Annotated in this window: 17 protein-coding genes; 8 read left to right on the top strand and 9 right to left on the bottom strand. The window is 71.1% G+C overall.

What is annotated here, in order from left to right; translation table 11 throughout:
- Nucleotides 1-48: 48 nt before the first annotated feature.
- The 5 genes from Csp2054_RS01045 to Csp2054_RS01025 form a co-directional block, all read right to left on the bottom strand.
- A complete protein-coding gene (locus Csp2054_RS01045) occupies nucleotides 49-1,167 on the bottom strand; it encodes a Gfo/Idh/MocA family protein (RefSeq protein ID WP_255252550.1) in 1,119 nt (372 codons plus the stop codon).
- Entirely contained in the window at nucleotides 1,164-1,955 is a 792-nt protein-coding gene (locus Csp2054_RS01040) for a ThuA domain-containing protein (protein ID WP_096897447.1), read from the bottom strand. Before Csp2054_RS01040 ends, Csp2054_RS01045 begins: the two co-directional genes overlap by 4 nt.
- A 56-nt stretch (nucleotides 1,956-2,011) precedes the next feature.
- Nucleotides 2,012-2,902, bottom strand: coding sequence for a carbohydrate ABC transporter permease (locus tag Csp2054_RS01035; RefSeq protein WP_096897446.1), 891 nt, complete (start codon nucleotides 2,900-2,902; stop codon nucleotides 2,012-2,014).
- Complete coding sequence (locus Csp2054_RS01030) at nucleotides 2,899-3,864, bottom strand: carbohydrate ABC transporter permease (RefSeq protein ID WP_096897445.1); 966 nt, start codon at nucleotides 3,862-3,864, stop codon at nucleotides 2,899-2,901. The genes Csp2054_RS01035 and Csp2054_RS01030 overlap by 4 nt, the downstream gene beginning before the upstream one ends.
- 75 nt (nucleotides 3,865-3,939) lie before the next feature.
- Entirely contained in the window at nucleotides 3,940-5,169 is a 1,230-nt protein-coding gene (locus Csp2054_RS01025) for an ABC transporter substrate-binding protein (protein WP_096897444.1), read from the bottom strand.
- Nucleotides 5,170-5,369: 200 nt separating this feature from the next.
- Between Csp2054_RS01025 and Csp2054_RS01020 the strand changes: the two genes are divergently transcribed.
- Entirely contained in the window at nucleotides 5,370-6,380 is a 1,011-nt protein-coding gene (locus Csp2054_RS01020; RefSeq protein WP_096897633.1) for a LacI family DNA-binding transcriptional regulator, read from the top strand.
- A 456-nt stretch (nucleotides 6,381-6,836) separates the two neighbouring features.
- Here the strand turns inward: Csp2054_RS01020 and Csp2054_RS17935 are convergent, their stop codons facing one another.
- Together Csp2054_RS17935 and Csp2054_RS01015 are read right to left on the bottom strand one after the other, a co-directional pair.
- Nucleotides 6,837-6,992 carry a hypothetical protein gene (locus Csp2054_RS17935; protein ID WP_176491492.1) on the bottom strand — a complete coding sequence of 52 codons (156 nt, stop codon included), beginning with the start codon at nucleotides 6,990-6,992 and terminating at the stop codon, nucleotides 6,837-6,839.
- 223 nt (nucleotides 6,993-7,215) lie between these two features.
- Complete coding sequence (locus tag Csp2054_RS01015; protein ID WP_096897443.1) at nucleotides 7,216-7,662, bottom strand: MarR family winged helix-turn-helix transcriptional regulator; 447 nt, start codon at nucleotides 7,660-7,662, stop codon at nucleotides 7,216-7,218.
- 122 nt (nucleotides 7,663-7,784) lie between these two features.
- On the opposite strand from Csp2054_RS01015, the gene Csp2054_RS01010 reads away from it, so the two are divergent.
- Nucleotides 7,785-8,756 carry an AraC family transcriptional regulator gene (locus tag Csp2054_RS01010; RefSeq protein ID WP_176491491.1) on the top strand — a complete coding sequence of 324 codons (972 nt, stop codon included), beginning with the start codon at nucleotides 7,785-7,787 and terminating at the stop codon, nucleotides 8,754-8,756.
- Between the two features lie 124 nt (nucleotides 8,757-8,880).
- On the opposite strand, the gene Csp2054_RS01005 is transcribed toward Csp2054_RS01010, so the two are convergent.
- A complete protein-coding gene (locus Csp2054_RS01005) occupies nucleotides 8,881-9,921 on the bottom strand; it encodes a LacI family DNA-binding transcriptional regulator (protein ID WP_096897441.1) in 1,041 nt (346 codons plus the stop codon).
- Nucleotides 9,922-10,070: 149 nt separating this feature from the next.
- Here Csp2054_RS01005 and Csp2054_RS01000 point away from each other — a divergent pair, with 149 nt between their 5' ends.
- From Csp2054_RS01000 to Csp2054_RS00985, 4 genes are all read left to right on the top strand, one after another.
- The gene (locus Csp2054_RS01000; RefSeq protein ID WP_096897440.1) at nucleotides 10,071-11,366 is read left to right on the top strand and encodes an ABC transporter substrate-binding protein; all 1,296 of its coding nucleotides are present in this window, start codon (nucleotides 10,071-10,073) and stop codon (nucleotides 11,364-11,366) included.
- Between the two features lie 3 nt (nucleotides 11,367-11,369).
- Nucleotides 11,370-12,386 (top strand): carbohydrate ABC transporter permease, encoded by a 1,017-nt coding sequence (locus Csp2054_RS00995; RefSeq protein ID WP_096897439.1) that lies wholly within the window; start codon nucleotides 11,370-11,372, stop codon nucleotides 12,384-12,386.
- Complete coding sequence (locus tag Csp2054_RS00990) at nucleotides 12,383-13,258, top strand: carbohydrate ABC transporter permease (RefSeq protein WP_096897438.1); 876 nt, start codon at nucleotides 12,383-12,385, stop codon at nucleotides 13,256-13,258. Before Csp2054_RS00995 ends, Csp2054_RS00990 begins: the two co-directional genes overlap by 4 nt.
- A 188-nt stretch (nucleotides 13,259-13,446) precedes the next feature.
- Complete coding sequence (locus tag Csp2054_RS00985; protein ID WP_096897632.1) at nucleotides 13,447-15,786, top strand: glycoside hydrolase family 3 N-terminal domain-containing protein; 2,340 nt, start codon at nucleotides 13,447-13,449, stop codon at nucleotides 15,784-15,786.
- Nucleotides 15,787-15,983: 197 nt separating this feature from the next.
- On the opposite strand, the gene Csp2054_RS00980 is transcribed toward Csp2054_RS00985, so the two are convergent.
- Nucleotides 15,984-16,943: an AraC family transcriptional regulator gene (locus Csp2054_RS00980; protein ID WP_176491490.1), complete on the bottom strand. Its 960-nt coding sequence runs from the start codon at nucleotides 16,941-16,943 to the stop codon at nucleotides 15,984-15,986.
- A gap of 257 nt (nucleotides 16,944-17,200) precedes the next feature.
- Between Csp2054_RS00980 and Csp2054_RS00975 the strand changes: the two genes are divergently transcribed.
- The gene (locus Csp2054_RS00975; protein ID WP_096897436.1) at nucleotides 17,201-17,413 is read left to right on the top strand and encodes a hypothetical protein; all 213 of its coding nucleotides are present in this window, start codon (nucleotides 17,201-17,203) and stop codon (nucleotides 17,411-17,413) included.
- A gap of 8 nt (nucleotides 17,414-17,421) precedes the next feature.
- Nucleotides 17,422-17,586, top strand: a complete 165-nt coding sequence (locus tag Csp2054_RS17930) for a hypothetical protein (protein ID WP_176491489.1) — start codon at nucleotides 17,422-17,424, stop codon at nucleotides 17,584-17,586.
- Nucleotides 17,587-17,635 lie beyond the last annotated feature (49 nt).

Genomic DNA, 17,635 nt, shown 5'->3' with positions numbered 1-17,635 from the left:
GCGGTTCGGCTGCCGACGTGCGGGAGGGTTGCCGATGCGCGGTCGCGCTCAGCCGAGGGCGGCCGTGTCCGGGGAACCGCTCGCGAGCGCCGACCGGACGGACCCCCACGCCGTGAGCCGCTCGCGGATCGCGGGGTCCTGCTCGTGCTCGATCGCCGTGGCGTGCGCCTGCTCGAGCACCTCGTCGATGACGATGCGCCGACCAGAGCGCGCCGAGGCGATCGCAGCGTCCACCATCGTCAGGCTCATGACGTTGCCGTGGACCTCGCCGTCCGGGACCTCACCGGAGCGGACCGCCCGCACGAACGACGCGAGCGAACCGGCGATCTCGTTCCCGACGCTCGGTGCCGACGTCGGAGCGCCCGGCGTGCCGTCCAGGTCGCTCCACGGGTCGTGGTCGCCGTCCCACAGCGCTGTCCCGCCGGCACCGGAGGCCCGCCACTCGCCGTTCCACGAGGTCTCTGCCCCCGGCGCGCACCACGAACCGTCGTACACGTACCGGACGTCGTCCTCGAAGGTGAACACGGCGGCCGCGGCGGCGTCGCCCCGGTACCAGGACCACGACGGGTTCCACGACTCGCAGTACACCGACACGGGGTCGCGTTCGAGCACGTAGCGTGCCGAGTCGAACGCGTGGATCGCCATGTCGAGCAGGAGGACGTCGTCCATCTCCTCGCGGAAGCCGCCGAAGTGCGGCGCCTTGGCGAAGCGCGTGCTCAGGCCGCCGATCGCGCCCAGCCCGCGGACGTGCTGCCGGAACGCGACGAGCTGGTCGTTGTAGCGGCGCGACTGCGACACCATGAACAGCTTGCCGGTGGCCTCCGCGGCTGCGGCGAGAGCGAGCGCCTCGGCCACGGTCTGCGCGGCGGGCTTCTCGCCGAGGACGGGCAGACCGGCTCGCAGCGCCTCGAGCGTCACCGGGTGGTGCGCGACGGGGACCGTGATGTCGAGCACGGCCTCGGCGCCGGTCGCCGCGATGAGCGCCGACAGGTCGCGGTCCACCGGCAGGTCCGGGGCACCCGCGAGCGCTGCGCCGGCCCGGGCGGCGTCGAGGTCGAGGTCGACCACGCCGACGAGCTCGACGTCGGGATCGGCCGCCACCGTCTCGAGCCACGCACGGCCCATGCCGCCCGCACCGACCTGGACGACCCGGAGCGGCGCGGTCACGCCGACATCTCCTCGTCGACCGGGGCGTCGTCGAACGGGCCGCGGTAGTGCTGGCCGTCGAAGTACTCGCCGAGGTCGTAGCGGCGGAGGGTGGGCAGCTCCCGCTCCTGCTCCGGGCGTGCCCACTCGGCGCCGTTCGCGATGACGCGGCGCACGTCGGGGTGGTGGTAGACGGGGAAGTCCTGGTCACCGGGGGAGAAGTAGAAGATCTTCCCGAAGCCGCGGCGGTACGTCATGCCGCTGCGGAAGACCTCGCCTCCGGTGAACCCCGAGATGAAGATGAGTTCGTCGGGGGTCGGGACGTCGAAGTACTCGCCGTACATCTCCTGCTCGGGGATGACGATCGGGTTCGGGACGCCACGGGTGATCGGGTGCTGCGGGTTGACCGTCCAGACGAGTTCCTGGTCGTGCTCGCTCCGCCACCGGAGCGTGCACGTGGTGCCCATGAGCTTGCCGAAGATCTTCGACCAGTGGCCGGAGTGCAGGACGACGAGCCCCATGCCGGAGAGCACGTGCTTGTGCACCCGGTCGACCACGGCGTCGTCGACGTCGGCGTGTGCGGCGTGGCCCCACCAGGTGAGGACGTCGGTCTCGGCGAGGACCTCGTCGGTGAGACCGTGCTCCGGCTCCTGCATCGTCGCGGTGCGGATGACGGCGTCCGGGAGGTTCTCGCGGATGCCGTCCGCGATGGCCCCGTGCATGCCGTCGGGGTACCGCTCGGCGACGTGCTGCTCGACCTGCTCGTGGACGTTCTCGCCCCAGACGGTGATGCGCAGGGGAGTGGTCATGGTGTGCCTTTCTGGCTGGGAGGGGTGCGTGTCCGGTCCGGACGACGGCGTCGTGGTCACTTGACCGCGCCGCCGAGCGCACCCGCGGAGATGTACCGCTGCGCGACGATGAGCAGCACGGCGGCGGGCAGGGACGCCAGGACGGAGGTGGCCATGACGGGACCCCAGTCGACGACGTTCGAGCCGATGTAGTTGTAGATGCCGAGGGTGATCGGCCGGACGGTGGGGGTGGACGTCAGGGTCAGCGCGATGAGGAAGTCGCCCCACGCTCCGAGGAACGTGAACAGCGCCGCGGTGACGATCGCGTTGCGGCTGATCGGCAGGACGATCGACACGAACGCGCGGAAGTCGTTCGCGCCGTCCACCAGGGCCGCCTCGACGAGGCTCGGCGGGATCGACTCCATGAAGGCCCGCATGAGCAGCACCGCGAACGGCACCTGCACGGCGCTGTCGGCGAGGATCAGCCCGACGTAGCTGTTGAGCAGACCGACGTTGTTGAACAGCGTGTACAGCGCGTTCGCGATCACGATCGCCGGGATCATCTGCGTGATGAGCAGCACGAGCAGGAAGACCCGGGTGCCGCGCATCCGGAAGCGGGCCAGGCCGTAGGCGGCCGGGGTCGCGATGGCCAGGGTCAGCACGACGGTGCCGAGCCCGATGATCATGCTCGACAGGAAGTTCTGGCCCTGCTGCGCGAACGCGGCCTCGTACCCGGCGAACGTCGGGGACCACGGGAACCAGGTCGCCGTCGCCGCGCCCGCGGTCGTCTGCAGGCTGGTGTTCACCATCCAGTAGACGGGGAACACCATGACCGCCAGGAACAGGATGCCGAGGACGGTGAAGGGGATGCCCTTCGTGCTCCGGCGCTGCCGGCGGACCCGTCCGCTGTCGGCGGTCGTGATCGCCCGGGTGGCCGTGACGGTCTTGCTCGCGAGTCCGACGCTCATTCGTCGACCGCCTTCCTGGAGATCGCGATGTAGACCATCGCGAAGACGAACGAGACGACGATGAGGACGTTGCTCACCGCGGCTCCGATGCCGAACTGGAAGTTGACGAACGACTGGTGGTAAGCGTTCGTGGCGAGCGTCTGGGTCGAGTTCGCCGGGCCGCCCCCGGTCAGGCCGAGGATGATGTCCACGACCTTCAGTGTGTAGACGACGCCGAGGACGATGACGACGCTGACCACGCTCCGGATGCTCGGCCAGGTGATGTACCAGAACGCCTTGAAGCCGGTGGCGCCGTCGAGCGCGCCGGCCTCGTACAGCTCCGGCGGCACCGACTGCAGCCCGCTGTACAGGATCGTCGTGTTGAACGGGATCCCGAGCCAGACGTTCACGCCGATCACGGCGACGAGCGCCAGGCTGGGGCTGACCAGCCACGGGATGGGCGAGATCCCGAAGACGCCGAGCAGCTGGTTCAGGGCGCCGCTGTCCTGGTCGAGCAGCCACTTCCAGACCGCGCTCGACGCGATCAGGGGCAGCAGCCACGGCAGGAGCAGCAGGCCGCGCAGGAACCCGGAGAGCGGGAAGTGGCGGCGGAAGAACAGCGCCAACCCGAGCCCGATCACGAACTGCAGGACGATCGACCCGATCGTGAACAGCGCGGTGTTCACCACGCTCGTCGTGAAGACGGCGCTCGTGAACACCTGGACGTAGTTGCCGAAGCCCACCCAGGGGGCCTCGCCGGTGAAGAAGGTCTTCGTCGTGTAGTCCTGGAACGACATCACGACGTTCTTGACGACCGGGTAGCCGAAGAACACGGCCACGAACACCGCGGCCGGGACGACGAAGAGCCATCGGGTGATCCCGGACCGCATGCGCGCGCGGCGCTGGCCGGGTCGGGGTGCGGGGGCGACGGTCGACCGGGGTCGGGTCGCCGCCCGTGGTGGGGTCTGCGTGGAGACGCTCATGCCGGATCCTGTTCCTTCCGAGTCCTTGCCGAGGCGCGGGAGGGAGCCGACCGGTCCGGTCGGCTCCCCGACGCACTACTGGTTCTGGGACTGCGCCTGCTGGAGCGCTGCCTCGGGGTCGGCCTTGCCGGTGAGGGCGAGCTGGACGGCGGTGTAGATCTTCGTGGCGGCCTTGGGCCAGTCCGGTCCGAGCTCACCGGTGCGGGCGCGAGCGGTCTTGACGGTGGTCACGAACGAGGCGACCTGCGGGTGGTCGGACGCCCAGGCGGCGCCGGCCTCGAGGTTCGTCGGCACGTTGCCGCTCACCTCGGCGAGGGCCTTCTGCGTCTTCGGGGAGTGCAGGCACTCGACGAACTTCGCGGCGAGCTGCATCTTCGCCTTGTCGCCGGTCTGCGGGACGGTGAACGCCTCGCCACCGAGCGGGGCGACGGTCTCCGAGCCGGTGCGGGTCGGGATCGGGACGCTGTCGAACTCCAGGCCCTTCTTCGCGTTGAGGGCGGGGAGCTGCCACGGGCCGTTGATCATCATCGCGGCCTTGCCGGCGATGAACTGGCTGTTGACGTCCGCCTGGTCCCAGCTGACCGAGCTCTTCGACAGCGAACCGGCGTCCTGCAGGTCGAGGACGAGCTGCAGGGCCTGCGCGGCCTCGGGGGTCGCGATGTCCTTCTCGTCGCCGCCGTTGGACCAGAAGAAGGGCAGGAACTGCCAGGTCCCCTCGTAGGTGTTGATGTTGCTCATCGCGAAGCCGTAGGTCGAGCCCTTGGTGAGCTTCTTGGCCGCGGTCTTCAGCTCGTCCCAGGTCTTGGGCGGCTCGACACCGGCGTCGGAGAGCATCTTCTTGTTGTAGTAGAGGGCGATGGAGTTCGTGTTCGACTGCAGACCGTAGAGCTTGCCCTTGTAGGTGCTCGCGGCGACCACGCCGGGGACGTCGCCCTTGGCGTTCAGGCCGTAGTCGCTGAGGTCGGAGAGGGCGCCGGAGGCCGCGATCTGCTGCACGTCGGGGTTGTCGAGCATGAGCACGTCGGGGAGGGTCCGCGACGACGCCTGCTGCAGCACCTTCGAGATCAGACCGGCACCGGGCACGTGTGTGATCGAGACCGTCGCGTCGACGTCCTTCGCGCACTGCTTGTAGACGGGGTTGTAGGAGGCGTCGTAGTAGTCCTCGATCGAGAGGCTCTTGCTGCCACCGGACGCGGCGCCGGAACCGGAGCAACCGGCGAGCACCAGGGGGACCGTCGCGAGGACGGCGACCGCGCCGAGGACGGCACGGAGTCGCCGCGGCGACGAGGGGAACTTCTGCTTCATTGCACAGCTCTTCTCTTGGTGGGTTCGACTCGGTGGAGTCATGGACTTCGGCGGACGACCACGACTCGTCGACGTCGTCGTCGCCACCTGCCTTGGGGCGAGAAGCTAACAGAAAAGCGCTTCACCTGTAAAGCGCTTTTCTGGAACCGCGCCGATATGCTGAGCGCATCCTGATCGAGAGGGGAGGCGCCGTGGCGACCATGCAGCAGGTGGCCGACCGTGCGGGCGTGTCGATCGCGACCGTGTCGTTCGTGGTGAACGGCACGAAGTACGTGACGCCCGCCACGACCGCCCGGGTGCGGACGGCGATGCGGGAGCTGAAGTTCCGCGGCAACGTCGTGGCGCGCGCCCTCGCCAGTCGCCGGACCAGGATCATCGCGCTGCTCTTCCCGACCACGGGCAACCGGTTCAGCCCGACGACGTCGGAGTTCTTCATGAGCGCGGCCGAACGGGCGTCCGAGCGCGGGTACCACCTCGTCCTCTGGCCGGTCGACCCCGCCGGCGACGACCTCGACGACCTCGTGTCGGGCGGGCTCGTCGACGGCGTGATCCTCATGGAGGTCCGGATGGACGACCCGCGTGTCGCCGTGCTGAGTGCTCTCGAGGTGCCGTTCACCCTCATCGGCCGCACCCGGGACAGCGCCGACCTGCCGTTCGTCGACATCGACTTCGAGACGACGATCGAGCACAGCGTCGACCACCTCGAGTCGCTCGGGCACCGGCGGCTCGCCCTGGTGCTCGAGGACCTCGGCGGCACCCCGATGGCCGGGTACGCCCCCCACATCCGGACCGAGTCCACGTTCCGGTCCACGGTCGCCGAGCGTGGGCTGGCGGGCACCGTCGTCTACGCGGGGACGGGCAGCGAGGGCGGGCAGACCGCGGCCGCCGACATCCTCGTCGCCGACCCCGACGTCACCGCCGTCCTGGTCATGAAGGACGACGCGGCCGGCGGGCTGCTCGTCGGCCTCTACGCCGCCGGACGGAGCGTGCCCGACGACGTGTCGGTGCTGAGCATCGCGTCCTCGGCGCGCAACGCCGACCAGCACCACCCGCGGCTCGACACGATGATCGCCCCGAGTGTCGAGCTCGGCACCCGAGCCGCCGATGCGCTCATCGACCAGCTCGACGGCGGCCCGGACGAGCTGCCCCACTTCCTCCTGCCGTGCACCCTGCGCCGAGCGGAGTCCACCGCGGTGGCACCGTTGCGCTGACACGACCGGGGTCCGGCGTCCGCCTGTGCCACGCGGTGCCCGGCTCCCGCGGAAGCGACAGTGTGCGTCGTCACCGCCGCGTCGCTGCCGCGGTGGCGACAGTGTGGTGCGGTCGTCGCCGTACGATCTGTCGCTTCCGCGAGAGCGACAGTGCTTCGCGGTCGTCGCCGTGCGATCTGTCGCTTCCACGAGAGCGACAGTGCGTCGCCGTCGGCACCGCTCGACCTGTCGCTTCCGCGAGAGCGACAGTGTGGTGCGGTCATCGCCGTACGACCTGTCGCTTCCCCGTGCGCTCAGAGCGCGGAGCCGCCAGCAGCGGGACGAGCGCTGGCCGTGGGCAGCGCCCGGTGGGCCGGGCCCCCACACGGCGGACGGGAGGCACGTGGCGGTGCCGCCACGTGCCTCCCGTCCGTCGTGTCCGCGGTCACTCCCGCGAAAGCGACAGCGCTCCGGCGGTCAGCGCCGCCGAGCGTCCCGGGAGGTGTCGCGGAAGAAGTCGTCCGGGGTCGCCGGAGCCTCGCGGAGTTCGCCGTGCTTCCACCGGCGACGCATCCCGCGCATCGTCTCGATGCGGACCGGCTCGACGCCGGGTTCCGTCTGGTACGCGCCCATTGCTGCTCCCTGTTGGTCTGCCCGTGCGGTCGTCCGCCCGAGCGCCCGCCGTCCCTGCTGATCGGCGCGGCACTCGTCGTCAACGGTCGGAGCGGCTGCCCCGGCCGGTGCTGACGGTACGGACTCCGCCGGGGCAGTGACCGCCAACTAGGTAGAGAAGTTACCTAATTGCGTATGCTGGACAAACGGGCTGGGGAGGTGCTGGTCCGCCCGTACCCTGCCGTCAGGAGCCTGGGGAACCGTGATCGATCGCCGCGATGACGCGGTCGACGATGCGGACGAACCGTGCTCTGTCCCGTTCCGAGAAGGAGGCCATCAGCTCGTGCAGGAGACTGTTCGTCCCGTCCATCGCGACGGTGTAGGCCTGTCGCGTGCTCGGGGTCAGTTCGATGTGTCGGCTGCGGCCGTCGTCCGGGTTCGGGACGCGGCACAGGTGGCCCGCACGTTCCAGACGGTCGACGAGTCCCGTGACCGCTGGACCCGTCAGGCCCAGGTGCGTGGCGAGGTCCTTCACGCGGACCGTCCGGTGGGCGGCTTCGGCGCGCGCGACGAACTGGATGACCGTCAGGTCGCCGGCGGACACCCCGAGCTGGTCACGCAGACGCGAACGCAGTGCGGAGACCGCGCCCTCGAGGCGGCTCAGGGCGCCCATGAGGTCGAGATCGCTCATGCGATCGCCCCCTCACTGCGGATCGACTCCGCGCCACGATACGCTGCACTCACCCCTCAACCGTATCCGGATAGCGCGTCCGGATGCGCCATGTGGACAGTGTCTCAGGCGGGTGTCGGTCGGTGAGCGAAGCACTCCTCCCGGACCGCTCGCCCGAGGCCGTCCGCTTCGAGCTCGCCGGGACCGAGCCGTCCGCCGCGGTGCGTGACCTCGGTGGGCTGTACCACGGCGACCGCTGGATCGCCCGGGCCGGTTCGACCGGGTTCTCGTACCGCTACACCGCCGTCGGCGACTCCGACGTCACCGTCCGACGCTCCCAGCTCCGCGGCTCGATCCGCGGGCCGGTGACGCCCGGGGACGACTACGTGGTGGGCTGGCTCACCGCGGGCCAGACGCAGCTCGACGTCGGGGTCGAGGCGTTCGAGATGCGACCCGACGTGCCGGTGCTGTTCCCGACCGACCGCGACTTCGTGTTCTCCGCGTCCGACTACGACCACCGCATCGTGCACTTCGACCGCGACTTCGTGCACGGGATCGCGGCCGGGCAGTTCGACCTCGGCGACCGCCCGCTGCGGTTCGACCACCTCGCCGAGCCCGCCCCCGAGGGCCTGCAGTCGTGGCACGTCGCCCTCGCCGGGCTGACCCGCGCGCTCCGGGGTGCGGGACCCGGTTCCGAGCCCTGGCGGACCGCCAAGCAGGCTGCCGTCCTGGTGTTCCTCGAGATGTTCCCGCCGCGCACCGACGACCTGCCCGCGGTGCTCCGGCTGGCGAAGAACGCGCGGCTGCGTGCCGCGGTCGAGCACATCCATGCGCACGCCGCCGAGGACATCACGGTCCGCGAGCTGTCGGCCATCGCCGGGCTCAGCGTGCGGTCCGTGCAGGAGTCGTTCCGCCGGGTGTTCGACGTGTCGCCGCTGACCTACCTGCGCCAGGTCCGGCTCGACCGGGTCCGCGAGGAACTGCTCGCGCAGGACCCGCAGGTCGGTGCCGTCGGCGACGTCGCGCGGCGGTGGGGCTTCACGCACCTCGGGCGGTTCTCGGCGTCGTACGCGGAGCGGTTCGGGGAGTACCCGAAGCAGACGCTGCGTCGCTGACGCGGTCGCGGTGAGACGGCGGTGCGGCCGCGGTGCCACCGCGGTGCCACCGCGGTGCGGGGCCCGCCTCGCGCGCGCGGACACACGCACGCGCACGCGCACGCGGGCGCGGCCAGCGCCGGGTTCAGCGCGGGACGACGGCCGGCGCCGGGCCCGTGCTCTGCCGGACACGGAGCGTCGTGGCGAGCCGCACGTGCGCCGACCCCGGGTCGCCCCGGAGCATGCGGAGCAGCATCTCGACTGCCCGGGACCCGAGCTCGGTGAGCGGCTGCGCCACGGTCGTGAGCGGCGGCGTGGTCATCGACGCCTGCGGGACGTCGTCGAACCCGACGACCGACAGGTCGGACGGCACGCCGAGGCCGAGTTCCGCCGCCGTCCGGAGCACACCGACCGCCGAGGAGTCGTTCGCGGCGAAGACCGCGCTCGGGCGGTCGGGCCCGGTCAGCAGGTCCCTGGCCACGGCGGCCGACTGGTCCTCCTGGTACCCGCCGTCGCGCACGAGCGCCTCGTCGACGGTGAGTCCCGCGGCCGCGACGGCCCGGCGGTACCCGGCCTCGCGCAGCTGTGCCGACGCCAGGTCGGGACGGCCGCGCAGGTGGGCGATGCGGGTGTGCCCGAGCGCGACCAGGTGCTCCACGGCCTGCACGGCCCCGGCCTCGTTGTCCGAGTCGATCGTCGCGTGTCCCTCGGGCCCGGTGTGGGGGTCGATCGCGACGACGGGGATGGGCGAGCTCGACAGCGCCGTCGTCGGGGTCACCACGATCGCGCCGTCGATGAGCGTGCCGGAGAGCCGCGAGAGCGACCGCCGCTCCCACCCCGGCTGGTCCGTCCCCGTCACCAGTCCCGCGTAGGCGAGGAGCTCGTAGCCGGTGCCCGTGGTGGCGCTCGAGATGCCGCGGAGGAGCTCGGTGGAGAACGGCTCGAACTCGGGCACCAGGATGCCGACCACGCCCGTGCGGGAGCTCCGGAGACTCCTGGCCACGAGCGACGTCTCGTAGCCGAGCTGGTCGACGACCTCCTGCACGCGGACGATCGTGGCCGGGGCGACGCCGTCGCGCTGGTTGATCACCTTCGAGACCGTCGGGATCGAGACGCCCGCGACGCGTGCGACGTCGGCGATCGTCACCCGGCCCGACCCGGGACGCGCTCCCACGGCCGTCTCCATCTGCACACCGTACCGCCGCTGCGGGATTTCGCAGGGCAACGAAAACGTTATCGATAACGATTGACAAGCCGCACGGCGGCCTGGCACGCTCTCCGCAGCGGCAAGCAATGTCGCTGCGAGTCAACGACGACACCAACAGGAGTTCCACGATGACGAGGAAGATCCGTGCCGCGGCAGCCATCGCGCTGGTCGGGGCGACCGCACTGCTGGCCGCGGGCTGTTCCGCCGGCAGCAACGCCTCGAGTGACGGCGGGAAGGTCTCCATGACCTTCTGGCACAACTCGACGACCGGCCCGGGCAAGGCCTTCTGGGACCAGACGGTCAAGGACTTCGAGGCGAAGAACCCGAACGTCACGATCAAGATCCAGGCGATCCAGAACGAGGACCTGGACGGCAAGCTGCAGACCGCCCTCAACTCCGGCTCGGCGCCCGACATCTTCATGCAGCGCGGCGGCGGCAAGATGGCCGCGATGGTCAACGCCGGTCAGGTCATGGACATCTCCGACGCGATCGGCTCGAACGCGAAGAGCCAGATCAGCAAGGGCTCGTTCAAGGCGTTCGAGCTGAACGGCAAGACCTGGGCGATGCCGACGAACGTCGACCCCGAGGGCATCTGGTACAGCAAGGACCTGTTCGCCAAGGCCGGCATCGACGGCACCCCGACCACGATGGACGAGCTGAACGCGGACATCACCAAGCTGAAGGACGCGGGCATCGCCCCGGTCGCCGTCGGTGCGAAGGACGCGTGGCCCGCCGCGCACTGGTACTACAACTTCGCACTGCGCGCCTGCCCGGCCAGCGTGCTCACGAAGACCGCGCAGGACCTCAAGTTCACGAACTCCTGCTGGAAGCAGGCGGGCCAGGACACCAAGGCGTTCTTCGACACCAAGCCCTTCAACGACGGCTTCCTGACGACCTCCGCCCAGCAGGGCGCGGGGAGCTCGGCCGGTCTCATCGCGAACCACAAGGCCGCGATGGAGCTCATGGGCGCCTGGGACCCGGGCGTGATCTCGTCCCTCACCCCGGACGGCAAGCCGCTGTCCGACCTCGGCTTCTTCCCGTTCCCGGAGGTCTCCGGCGGCAAGGGTGCGCCCGGCTCGATGATGGGCGCGGTCGGCGGCCTGTCCTGCTCGGCGAAGGCACCGAAGCCGGCCTGCACCGACTTCCTCAACTTCGTCACGCAGAAGAGCGTCCAGGAGAACTACTACAAGGCGTTCAACTCGATCCCGGCGAACCAGTCGGCCCAGTCGGTCGTCACCGAGCCCTACCTGAAGACCGTGCTCAAGGCCTACAACGACGCCCCGTTCGTCTCGAACTACCTGGACACGCTCTACGGCCAGAACGTCGGCAACGCGCTCAACACCAGCGTCGTCAACCTGCTCGCCGGCAAGGGGTCCGTCTCGGACATCGTGTCGACCGTCAACCAGGCCGCGGCGAAGGGCTGACGCATGACCACCTCCGTCGCACCGCGCTCGAAGGAAGCGCGGTCCGGGACGGGGCGTCGCACGGGCGGGGCCGACGGTTCGCCGTCGGCCCCGGCCCGCCGGGCCCGCAAGGGCAGCGACGTCCGGACCCGGGTCGAGATCGCCGTCCTCGCCGGCCCGGCGGTCATCATGTTCGTCGGGTTCGTCATCCTGCCCGTCGCGCTCGCCGCCTACTACGGCTTCTACCGCTGGCAGGGCTACGGCACCCCCACCGACTTCGTCGGGTTGCAGAACTACACGGTCATCTTCATCGACCCCGCGTTCCGGGGCGTGCTCTGGCACAACCTGTTCATCGTGATCGGTTCGCTCATCGTGCAGGGGCCGATCGCCATCGTCGTCGCGCTCCTGCTCAACCAGCGCATCCGGGGCCGCGGGCTCATCCGCGTGCTCATCTTCGTGCCGTACGTCATCTCCGAGGTCATCGTCGGCACGGGCTGGAGCCTCATGCTCCAGTCCGCCGGTGCCGTGAACGACCTGCTCCAGGCCGTCGGACTCGGAGCGCTCCGCGCCGACTGGCTGTCGAACCCCGACATCGCGATCTGGACCCTGCTCGGGATCATCTCGTGGAAGTACATCGGGTTCGCGGTGATCCTGTTCCTCGCCGGGCTGCAGAGCATCCCGGAGGAGCTGTTCGAAGCGGCACAGCTCGACGGCGCGAGCTACTGGCAGATCCAGCGACGCATCACGTTGCCGCTCCTCGGTCCGACGATCCGCATCTGGGCGTTCCTGTCGATCATCGGCTCGCTCCAGCTGTTCGACCTCGTCTACATCATCTGGGGCCAGTACATCGCCTCGACCGCCGGCACCTCGACGATGGCGACGTACATGGTCGCGAACGGTCGACTGTCCGGCAACTACGGGTACGGCAACGCCGTCGCCGTGGTGATCTTCCTCATCTCGCTGGTCGTCGCCCTCGTCTACCAGCGGTTCGTCCTGCGCCGCGACACCGCCGGCGCCCTGACCGAGAAGGGCGACCGATGACCGCCACCGCATCTCTCGTCGCACCCAAGCGCCGGCAACGGGAAACCGGACCGGTGCGCCGGGAGCGCAACCTCGGGACCTACTTCATCGCGCTGCTGTTCATCGCGGTGTGCATCGGCCCCGTCGCGTACATCATCCTGGGCGGCTTCCGCACGAACTCGCAGATCACCGCGAGCCCGGCCGGCCTGCCCGACCCGTGGCAGATCGGCAACTACGTCTCGGTGCTCACGAGCGGCGTGTTCTGGCAGCAGCTCGGCAACTCGGCCGTCGCTGGCGTCACCACCACGATCGGCGTCGTGGTGCTCGGCCTCATGGTGAGCTTCGTCCTCGCCCGCTACCGGTTCCGCGGTCAGGGCGCGCTGTACTCGCTCTTCGCCGCCGGGCTCATGTTCCCCATCACGGTCGCGATCACGCCGCTGTACATCCTCGTCAAGGACCTCGGACTGACGAACAACCTCGCCGGCGTGATCCTGCCGCAGATCGCGTTCGCGCTGCCGACGACCGTCATCATCCTCGTGCCCTTCCTCCGGGCGATCCCGGACGAGCTCGAGGAGGCCGCGGCCATCGACGGAGCCAGCCGGATCGGGTTCTTCTTCCGGATGGTCGTCCCGCTCTCGCTCCCCGGCGTCGTGACGGTCGGCATCCTCGCGTTCATCGGCAGCTGGAACAGCTACCTCCTGCCGCTGTTCATCCTCAACGACGCGTCGACGTACACGCTGCCGCTCGGCGTGCAGGCGTTCGCGTCGCAGTACTCGGTGGACACCGCCCGCGTGCTCGCCTTCACGTCGCTCTCGATGATCCCGGCGCTGGTGTTCTTCGCCGTGTTCCAGAAGCGCATCGTCGGCGGCCTCACCGGGGCGGTGAAGGGGTGAGCACGCTCGACCAGGCCGCGCCCCGCGCGGACGGCCAGGAGGCGCGTCCCGCCTCCGCCCCGCCCGTCGCCGACGCGATCGACGCCGGCCGGGAGGCGCGTGGCGGCCCCGCACCGCGCCTCCCGGACGAACGCACCGTCCTGGCGGACGGTGCCGCCCCCGACCGCGTGACCGCGCTGCTGGCCGCGATGACGCTCGAGGAGAAGACGGCGCAGCTCGTCGGCTACTGGCTCGACCAGAACGGCGTCGTCGCGCCCATGCAGGGCGAGATGGCGGCGGGACAGGACGGGACGACGCTGACCGACATCACGCGGCACGGCATCGGCCAGTACACCCGCGTGTACGGCACCCGACCGGTCGAACCGGACGAGCGCGCCGCGTGGCTGTGGGCCGAGCAGCGCCGTCTGCAGCGCGAGACCCGGCTCGGGATCCCCGCGCTCGTCCACGAGGAGTGCCTCACCGGGCTCGCCGCCTGGAAGGCCGCGACCTTCCCCACGCCGCTCGCGTGGGGTGCGGCGTTCGACCCGGAGCTCGTCGAGCAGGTGGCCGCCGCGATCGGCGACTCGATGCGGCTGCTCGGCGTCCACCAGGGCCTCGCGCCCGTGCTCGACGTGATCCGCGACCCGCGCTGGGGGCGGGTCGACGAGTGCATCGGTGAAGACCCGTACCTGGTCGGGACGATCGGCAGCGCCTACGTCCGCGGGCTGCAGTCCGCCGGGGTCGACGCCACCCTGAAGCACTTCCTCGGGTACTCGGCGTCGCAGGCGGGGCGGAACCACGCGCCCGTGCACGCCGGACCGCGGGAGGTCGCCGACGTGTACCTGCCCCCGTTCGAGATGGCGATCCGCGACGGCGGTGCGCGATCGGTGATGAACTCCTACGCCGAGGTCGACGGCGTGCCCGTCGCCGCCGACCCGACGCTCCTGACGGACCTGCTCCGCGACGGGCTCGGCTTCGACGGCACCGTGGTCGCGGACTACTTCTCGGTGGCGTTCCTCGAGGTCATGCACGGCGTCGCCGCCGATCGTGGCGAGGCCGCTGCACTGGCGCTCGCCGCGGGGATCGACGTCGAGCTGCCGACCGGCGACGCGTACCTGGAGCCGCTCGTCGACCGCGTGCGCTCCGGCGCGGTGGACGAAGCGCTCGTCGACCGCGCCGTGCTCCGGGTGCTCCGGCAGAAGGAGCGGCTCGGCCTGCTCGACCCCGACGCGTTCGCCGACGAGCCGCCGACGGCGATCGACCTCGACACGCCGAGGCACCGTGCACTCGCGCGGGACCTCGCCGCCCGGTCGCTCGTCCTGCTCCGCAACGAGGCGGTCGGGGGGGCCGACGCTCCGGTCCTCCCGCTCACGCCGGGGTCCTCGGTGGCGGTCATCGGCCCGAACGCCGACCGAGCCGAGGCCCTGCAGGGGTGCTACTCCTTCGCGAACCACGTCCTCGCGTCGCACCCCGACCTGCCGCTCGGGTTCGCCATCCCGACCGTGCGGGAGGCGCTCGCCGCGGCGGTCGGCTCCGGGGCCGTCCGGTTCGCCGTCGGGTGTGCCGTCGAGGGGGAGGACCGCTCGGGCATCGCCGACGCCGTGGCGGTGGCCCGGGAGTCCGACGTCGCGGTCGTCGTCGTCGGCGACCAGGCCGGACTGTTCGGCCGCGGCACCGTCGGCGAGGGCAACGACACGGACTCGCTCGACCTGCCCGGTGTGCAGCGCGAGCTCGTCGAGGCCGTCGTCGCGACCGGGACACCGACCGTCGTGGTGCTGCTCACCGGCCGTCCGTACGCGATCGGGTGGGCGCTCGACGGCGGCACCGGGGCACCGGGAGCCGTCGTGCAGGCCTTCTTCCCCGGCGAGGGCGGCGGGCTCGCGATCGCCGACCTCCTCACCGGGGCGACCTCGCCGTCCGGACGTCTGCCGGTCTCGCTGCCGCGTGCCGCCGGGGCGCAGCCGTACACGTACCTGCACCCGCGGCTCGGGGGGCCGTCGGACGTCACGTCGGCGGACTCGACGCCGGTTCGGCCGTTCGGGTTCGGGCTCGGGTTCACGACGTTCGCGTACGAGGACCTCGTCGTCGACGACACCGTCACGACCGACGGCGCCTTCGGCGTCTCCGTGACCGTCCGGAACACCGGGGACCGCGACGGTGAGGACGTGGTCCAGCTCTACGGGCACGACGTCACCGCGTCGGTCACGCGACCCCTCGTGCAGCTCCTCGGCTACACCCGCGTGGCCGTGTCGGCGGGGGCGGCCGTGCGGGTCCGGTTCGACGTGCCCGTGCAGCGGTTCGCGTTCTCGGACCAGTCGCTCCGCCGTGTGGTCGAGCCCGGCGACGTCGAGGTGTGGGTCGCGTCGCACGCGGCGGCGTCCCGGCCTGGAGGCACGGTGCACACGGACGGGATCGTCGCCGTGGGACGCGGTGCCGGCCCGGCGCCGGTGCCCGGCTCCGCCACCGAGCGTGCGGTCGTGCTGGTCACCGGGCCGGTGCGCGAGGTGCTGCCGACGGACCGGCGGACGGTCACGGCGCAGGTGGGCTGAGCGGCGCACCGCGGCCGCGCGGTGCGCGGTGCGCGGTGCGCGGTGCGCGGTGCGCGGTGCGCGGCACAGCGCGCTGCGCTCGACCGGAGGCACCCCGACCCACGGTTCCGCGTGGTTCGGGGTGCCTCCGGTCGTGCGGCCCTTCGGTCGGGCCGCCCCGTCCCCGCTGGTCGGCGGCGCGGCTCAGTGCCCGCGGGTCAGGCCGTGCGGCGGAGCGTGTCTCGCGGGTACTCGCCGTGCTGCTGCAGGTACGACGCCGAGAACCGGCCCGCGTGTGCGAAGCCCCACTCCTTGGCGACGTCAGCGATGCTCGTCGTCGCCGGGTCGCGCCGGAGCAGCGCGTCCCGCACCCGGTCGAGCCGGACCCGCCGGATGTAGGCGTTCGGCGAGCAGTCGAAGCTCCGCTGGAAGGCGTGCTGGAGGGCGCGGAGGCTCAGGGACGCGACGCGCGCCAGGTCGGAGCTCGTGATCGGCAGGTGGCAGTGCTCGTGCACGTACTCGACCGCTCGTCGGACGTGCGCGTTGCGGGGGAGGAGCAGCTCGTCCGGGAGCGTGCGCGACACCACGGGGTAGAGCTCCAGGAGCGCCAGTGCCCCGAGTCGCCCCATCTCGGCCTGCAGCAGCGGCGACGCGCGGCCGTCGAGGACGGTGTGCGAGATGAGCTGCACCGCGCTCCGCCAGGTCTGCATCGCGCGGTCGTCCGGACGCACCCGGTGGTCGAGCTGCAGCGACGCCGGGTCGGTGCCACGCTCCCCGGCGACCTCCTGCAGGGCAGACCGGTTGATCTGCACGAGGCGCTGGTCGTAGTCGGCGTAGTCGAACGCGGCGCCCTGCTGCGGCCAGAGCTGCGGGCGGCCGGGTTCCATGACGATCGGGTCCTCACCCGGTGCCGTGACCACCCCGCGTCCCCGCGTCGTCCACTGGACCACGAAGTCGTCCGAGGGCGTCATCACGCCGTCGAGGTGGCCGTCGAACGTGATCGACCGGAGCGTCATGGCCTCGTCCCCGACAGCACGGAACCGGAACCGGAAGGCCTCGTCCGTCCGGTCGGCGCTCCACTGGTTGCCGGCGTACGCGTCCGCCAGGAAGTCGCGCGCGACGTCGAGGTCGTCGCTCTGCGACTCGACCTGGACTCGGGTGGGGGTGTGTTCGGCCATGGGGTACCGATGCAGCCTGTCGGTCCGCGCGCGTCCTGTCCGGGAAGCGCCGGAAACGGCCATCGCCCGACGCCCCCAGTCCGGGGGTCGTGCTGCCCGGGTCGTCGTCCGATGTCCACCGGGTGACGGTCGCGCCGACCCGGACATCCGACTTTCGACGAAGCCGTCCGACACCGCCGCGTGACGATCGCGGAGTTCGTACCGTCATGGTCAGAGGACGCCCCGGATCCGCCGGGGCCGCGAACCGAGGAACCACCGTGACCATGATCGCCGACACCGACCTGCAGGTCGGACCGAAGAGCGCACACCCGTCCGTGTCCGTCTCCGGACGTCGTCACCACCGCACCTCGTTCAGCGAGGTCCGGGCCGCACGACGGCAGCGCGCGTTGCAGCTCGTCGCGATCAGCACGGGACTCCTGTCGGTGTCGGTGGCCGCCTCGGCAGCGGTCGTGATCGGGCTGGGAGCGTGAGCGAGACCGTGAGCGGACGAACGAGCATCGAGGAACTCCGACGTGATCCGCGGGAGTGGAACCGACGCGGACTCACCCACCCGGCCGTCCTGCGCGCCATGGTGACGGCCCGGGTCAACGGCCACGACGGCCCGGCGCAGGAACCGACCTACGCCGACTTCTTCTCCGGGTGACCGATCCTCTGGCTGAGTCCCGTCCGCAACCGCCACGACCCGCTCCGGT

Origin of the sequence: Curtobacterium sp. 'Ferrero', assembly GCF_002412165.1 — a bacterium.
Lineage (GTDB): Bacteria > Actinomycetota > Actinomycetes > Actinomycetales > Microbacteriaceae > Curtobacterium.
This window is presented reverse-complemented; position numbering and strand designations above follow the sequence as displayed.

What these genes read in the sequence shown, in the direction of transcription:
- Csp2054_RS01040 (WP_096897447.1), bottom strand. Translation starts at nt 1,955, where the DNA reads ATGACCACTCCCCTGCGCATCACCGTCTGGGGCGAGAACGTCCACGAG.
- Csp2054_RS01035 (WP_096897446.1), bottom strand. Translation starts at nt 2,902, where the DNA reads ATGAGCGTCGGACTCGCGAGCAAGACCGTCACGGCCACCCGGGCGATC.
- Csp2054_RS01030 (WP_096897445.1), bottom strand. Translation starts at nt 3,864, where the DNA reads ATGAGCGTCTCCACGCAGACCCCACCACGGGCGGCGACCCGACCCCGG.
- Csp2054_RS01025 (WP_096897444.1), bottom strand. Translation starts at nt 5,169, where the DNA reads ATGAAGCAGAAGTTCCCCTCGTCGCCGCGGCGACTCCGTGCCGTCCTC.
- Csp2054_RS01020 (WP_096897633.1), top strand. Translation starts at nt 5,370, where the DNA reads ATGCAGCAGGTGGCCGACCGTGCGGGCGTGTCGATCGCGACCGTGTCG.
- Csp2054_RS17935 (WP_176491492.1), bottom strand. Translation starts at nt 6,992, where the DNA reads ATGGGCGCGTACCAGACGGAACCCGGCGTCGAGCCGGTCCGCATCGAG.
- Csp2054_RS01015 (WP_096897443.1), bottom strand. Translation starts at nt 7,662, where the DNA reads ATGAGCGATCTCGACCTCATGGGCGCCCTGAGCCGCCTCGAGGGCGCG.
- Csp2054_RS01005 (WP_096897441.1), bottom strand. Translation starts at nt 9,921, where the DNA reads ATGGAGACGGCCGTGGGAGCGCGTCCCGGGTCGGGCCGGGTGACGATC.
- Csp2054_RS01000 (WP_096897440.1), top strand. Translation starts at nt 10,071, where the DNA reads ATGACGAGGAAGATCCGTGCCGCGGCAGCCATCGCGCTGGTCGGGGCG.
- Csp2054_RS00995 (WP_096897439.1), top strand. Translation starts at nt 11,370, where the DNA reads ATGACCACCTCCGTCGCACCGCGCTCGAAGGAAGCGCGGTCCGGGACG.
- Csp2054_RS00990 (WP_096897438.1), top strand. Translation starts at nt 12,383, where the DNA reads ATGACCGCCACCGCATCTCTCGTCGCACCCAAGCGCCGGCAACGGGAA.
- Csp2054_RS00985 (WP_096897632.1), top strand. Translation starts at nt 13,447, where the DNA reads ATGACGCTCGAGGAGAAGACGGCGCAGCTCGTCGGCTACTGGCTCGAC.
- Csp2054_RS00980 (WP_176491490.1), bottom strand. Translation starts at nt 16,943, where the DNA reads ATGGCCGAACACACCCCCACCCGAGTCCAGGTCGAGTCGCAGAGCGAC.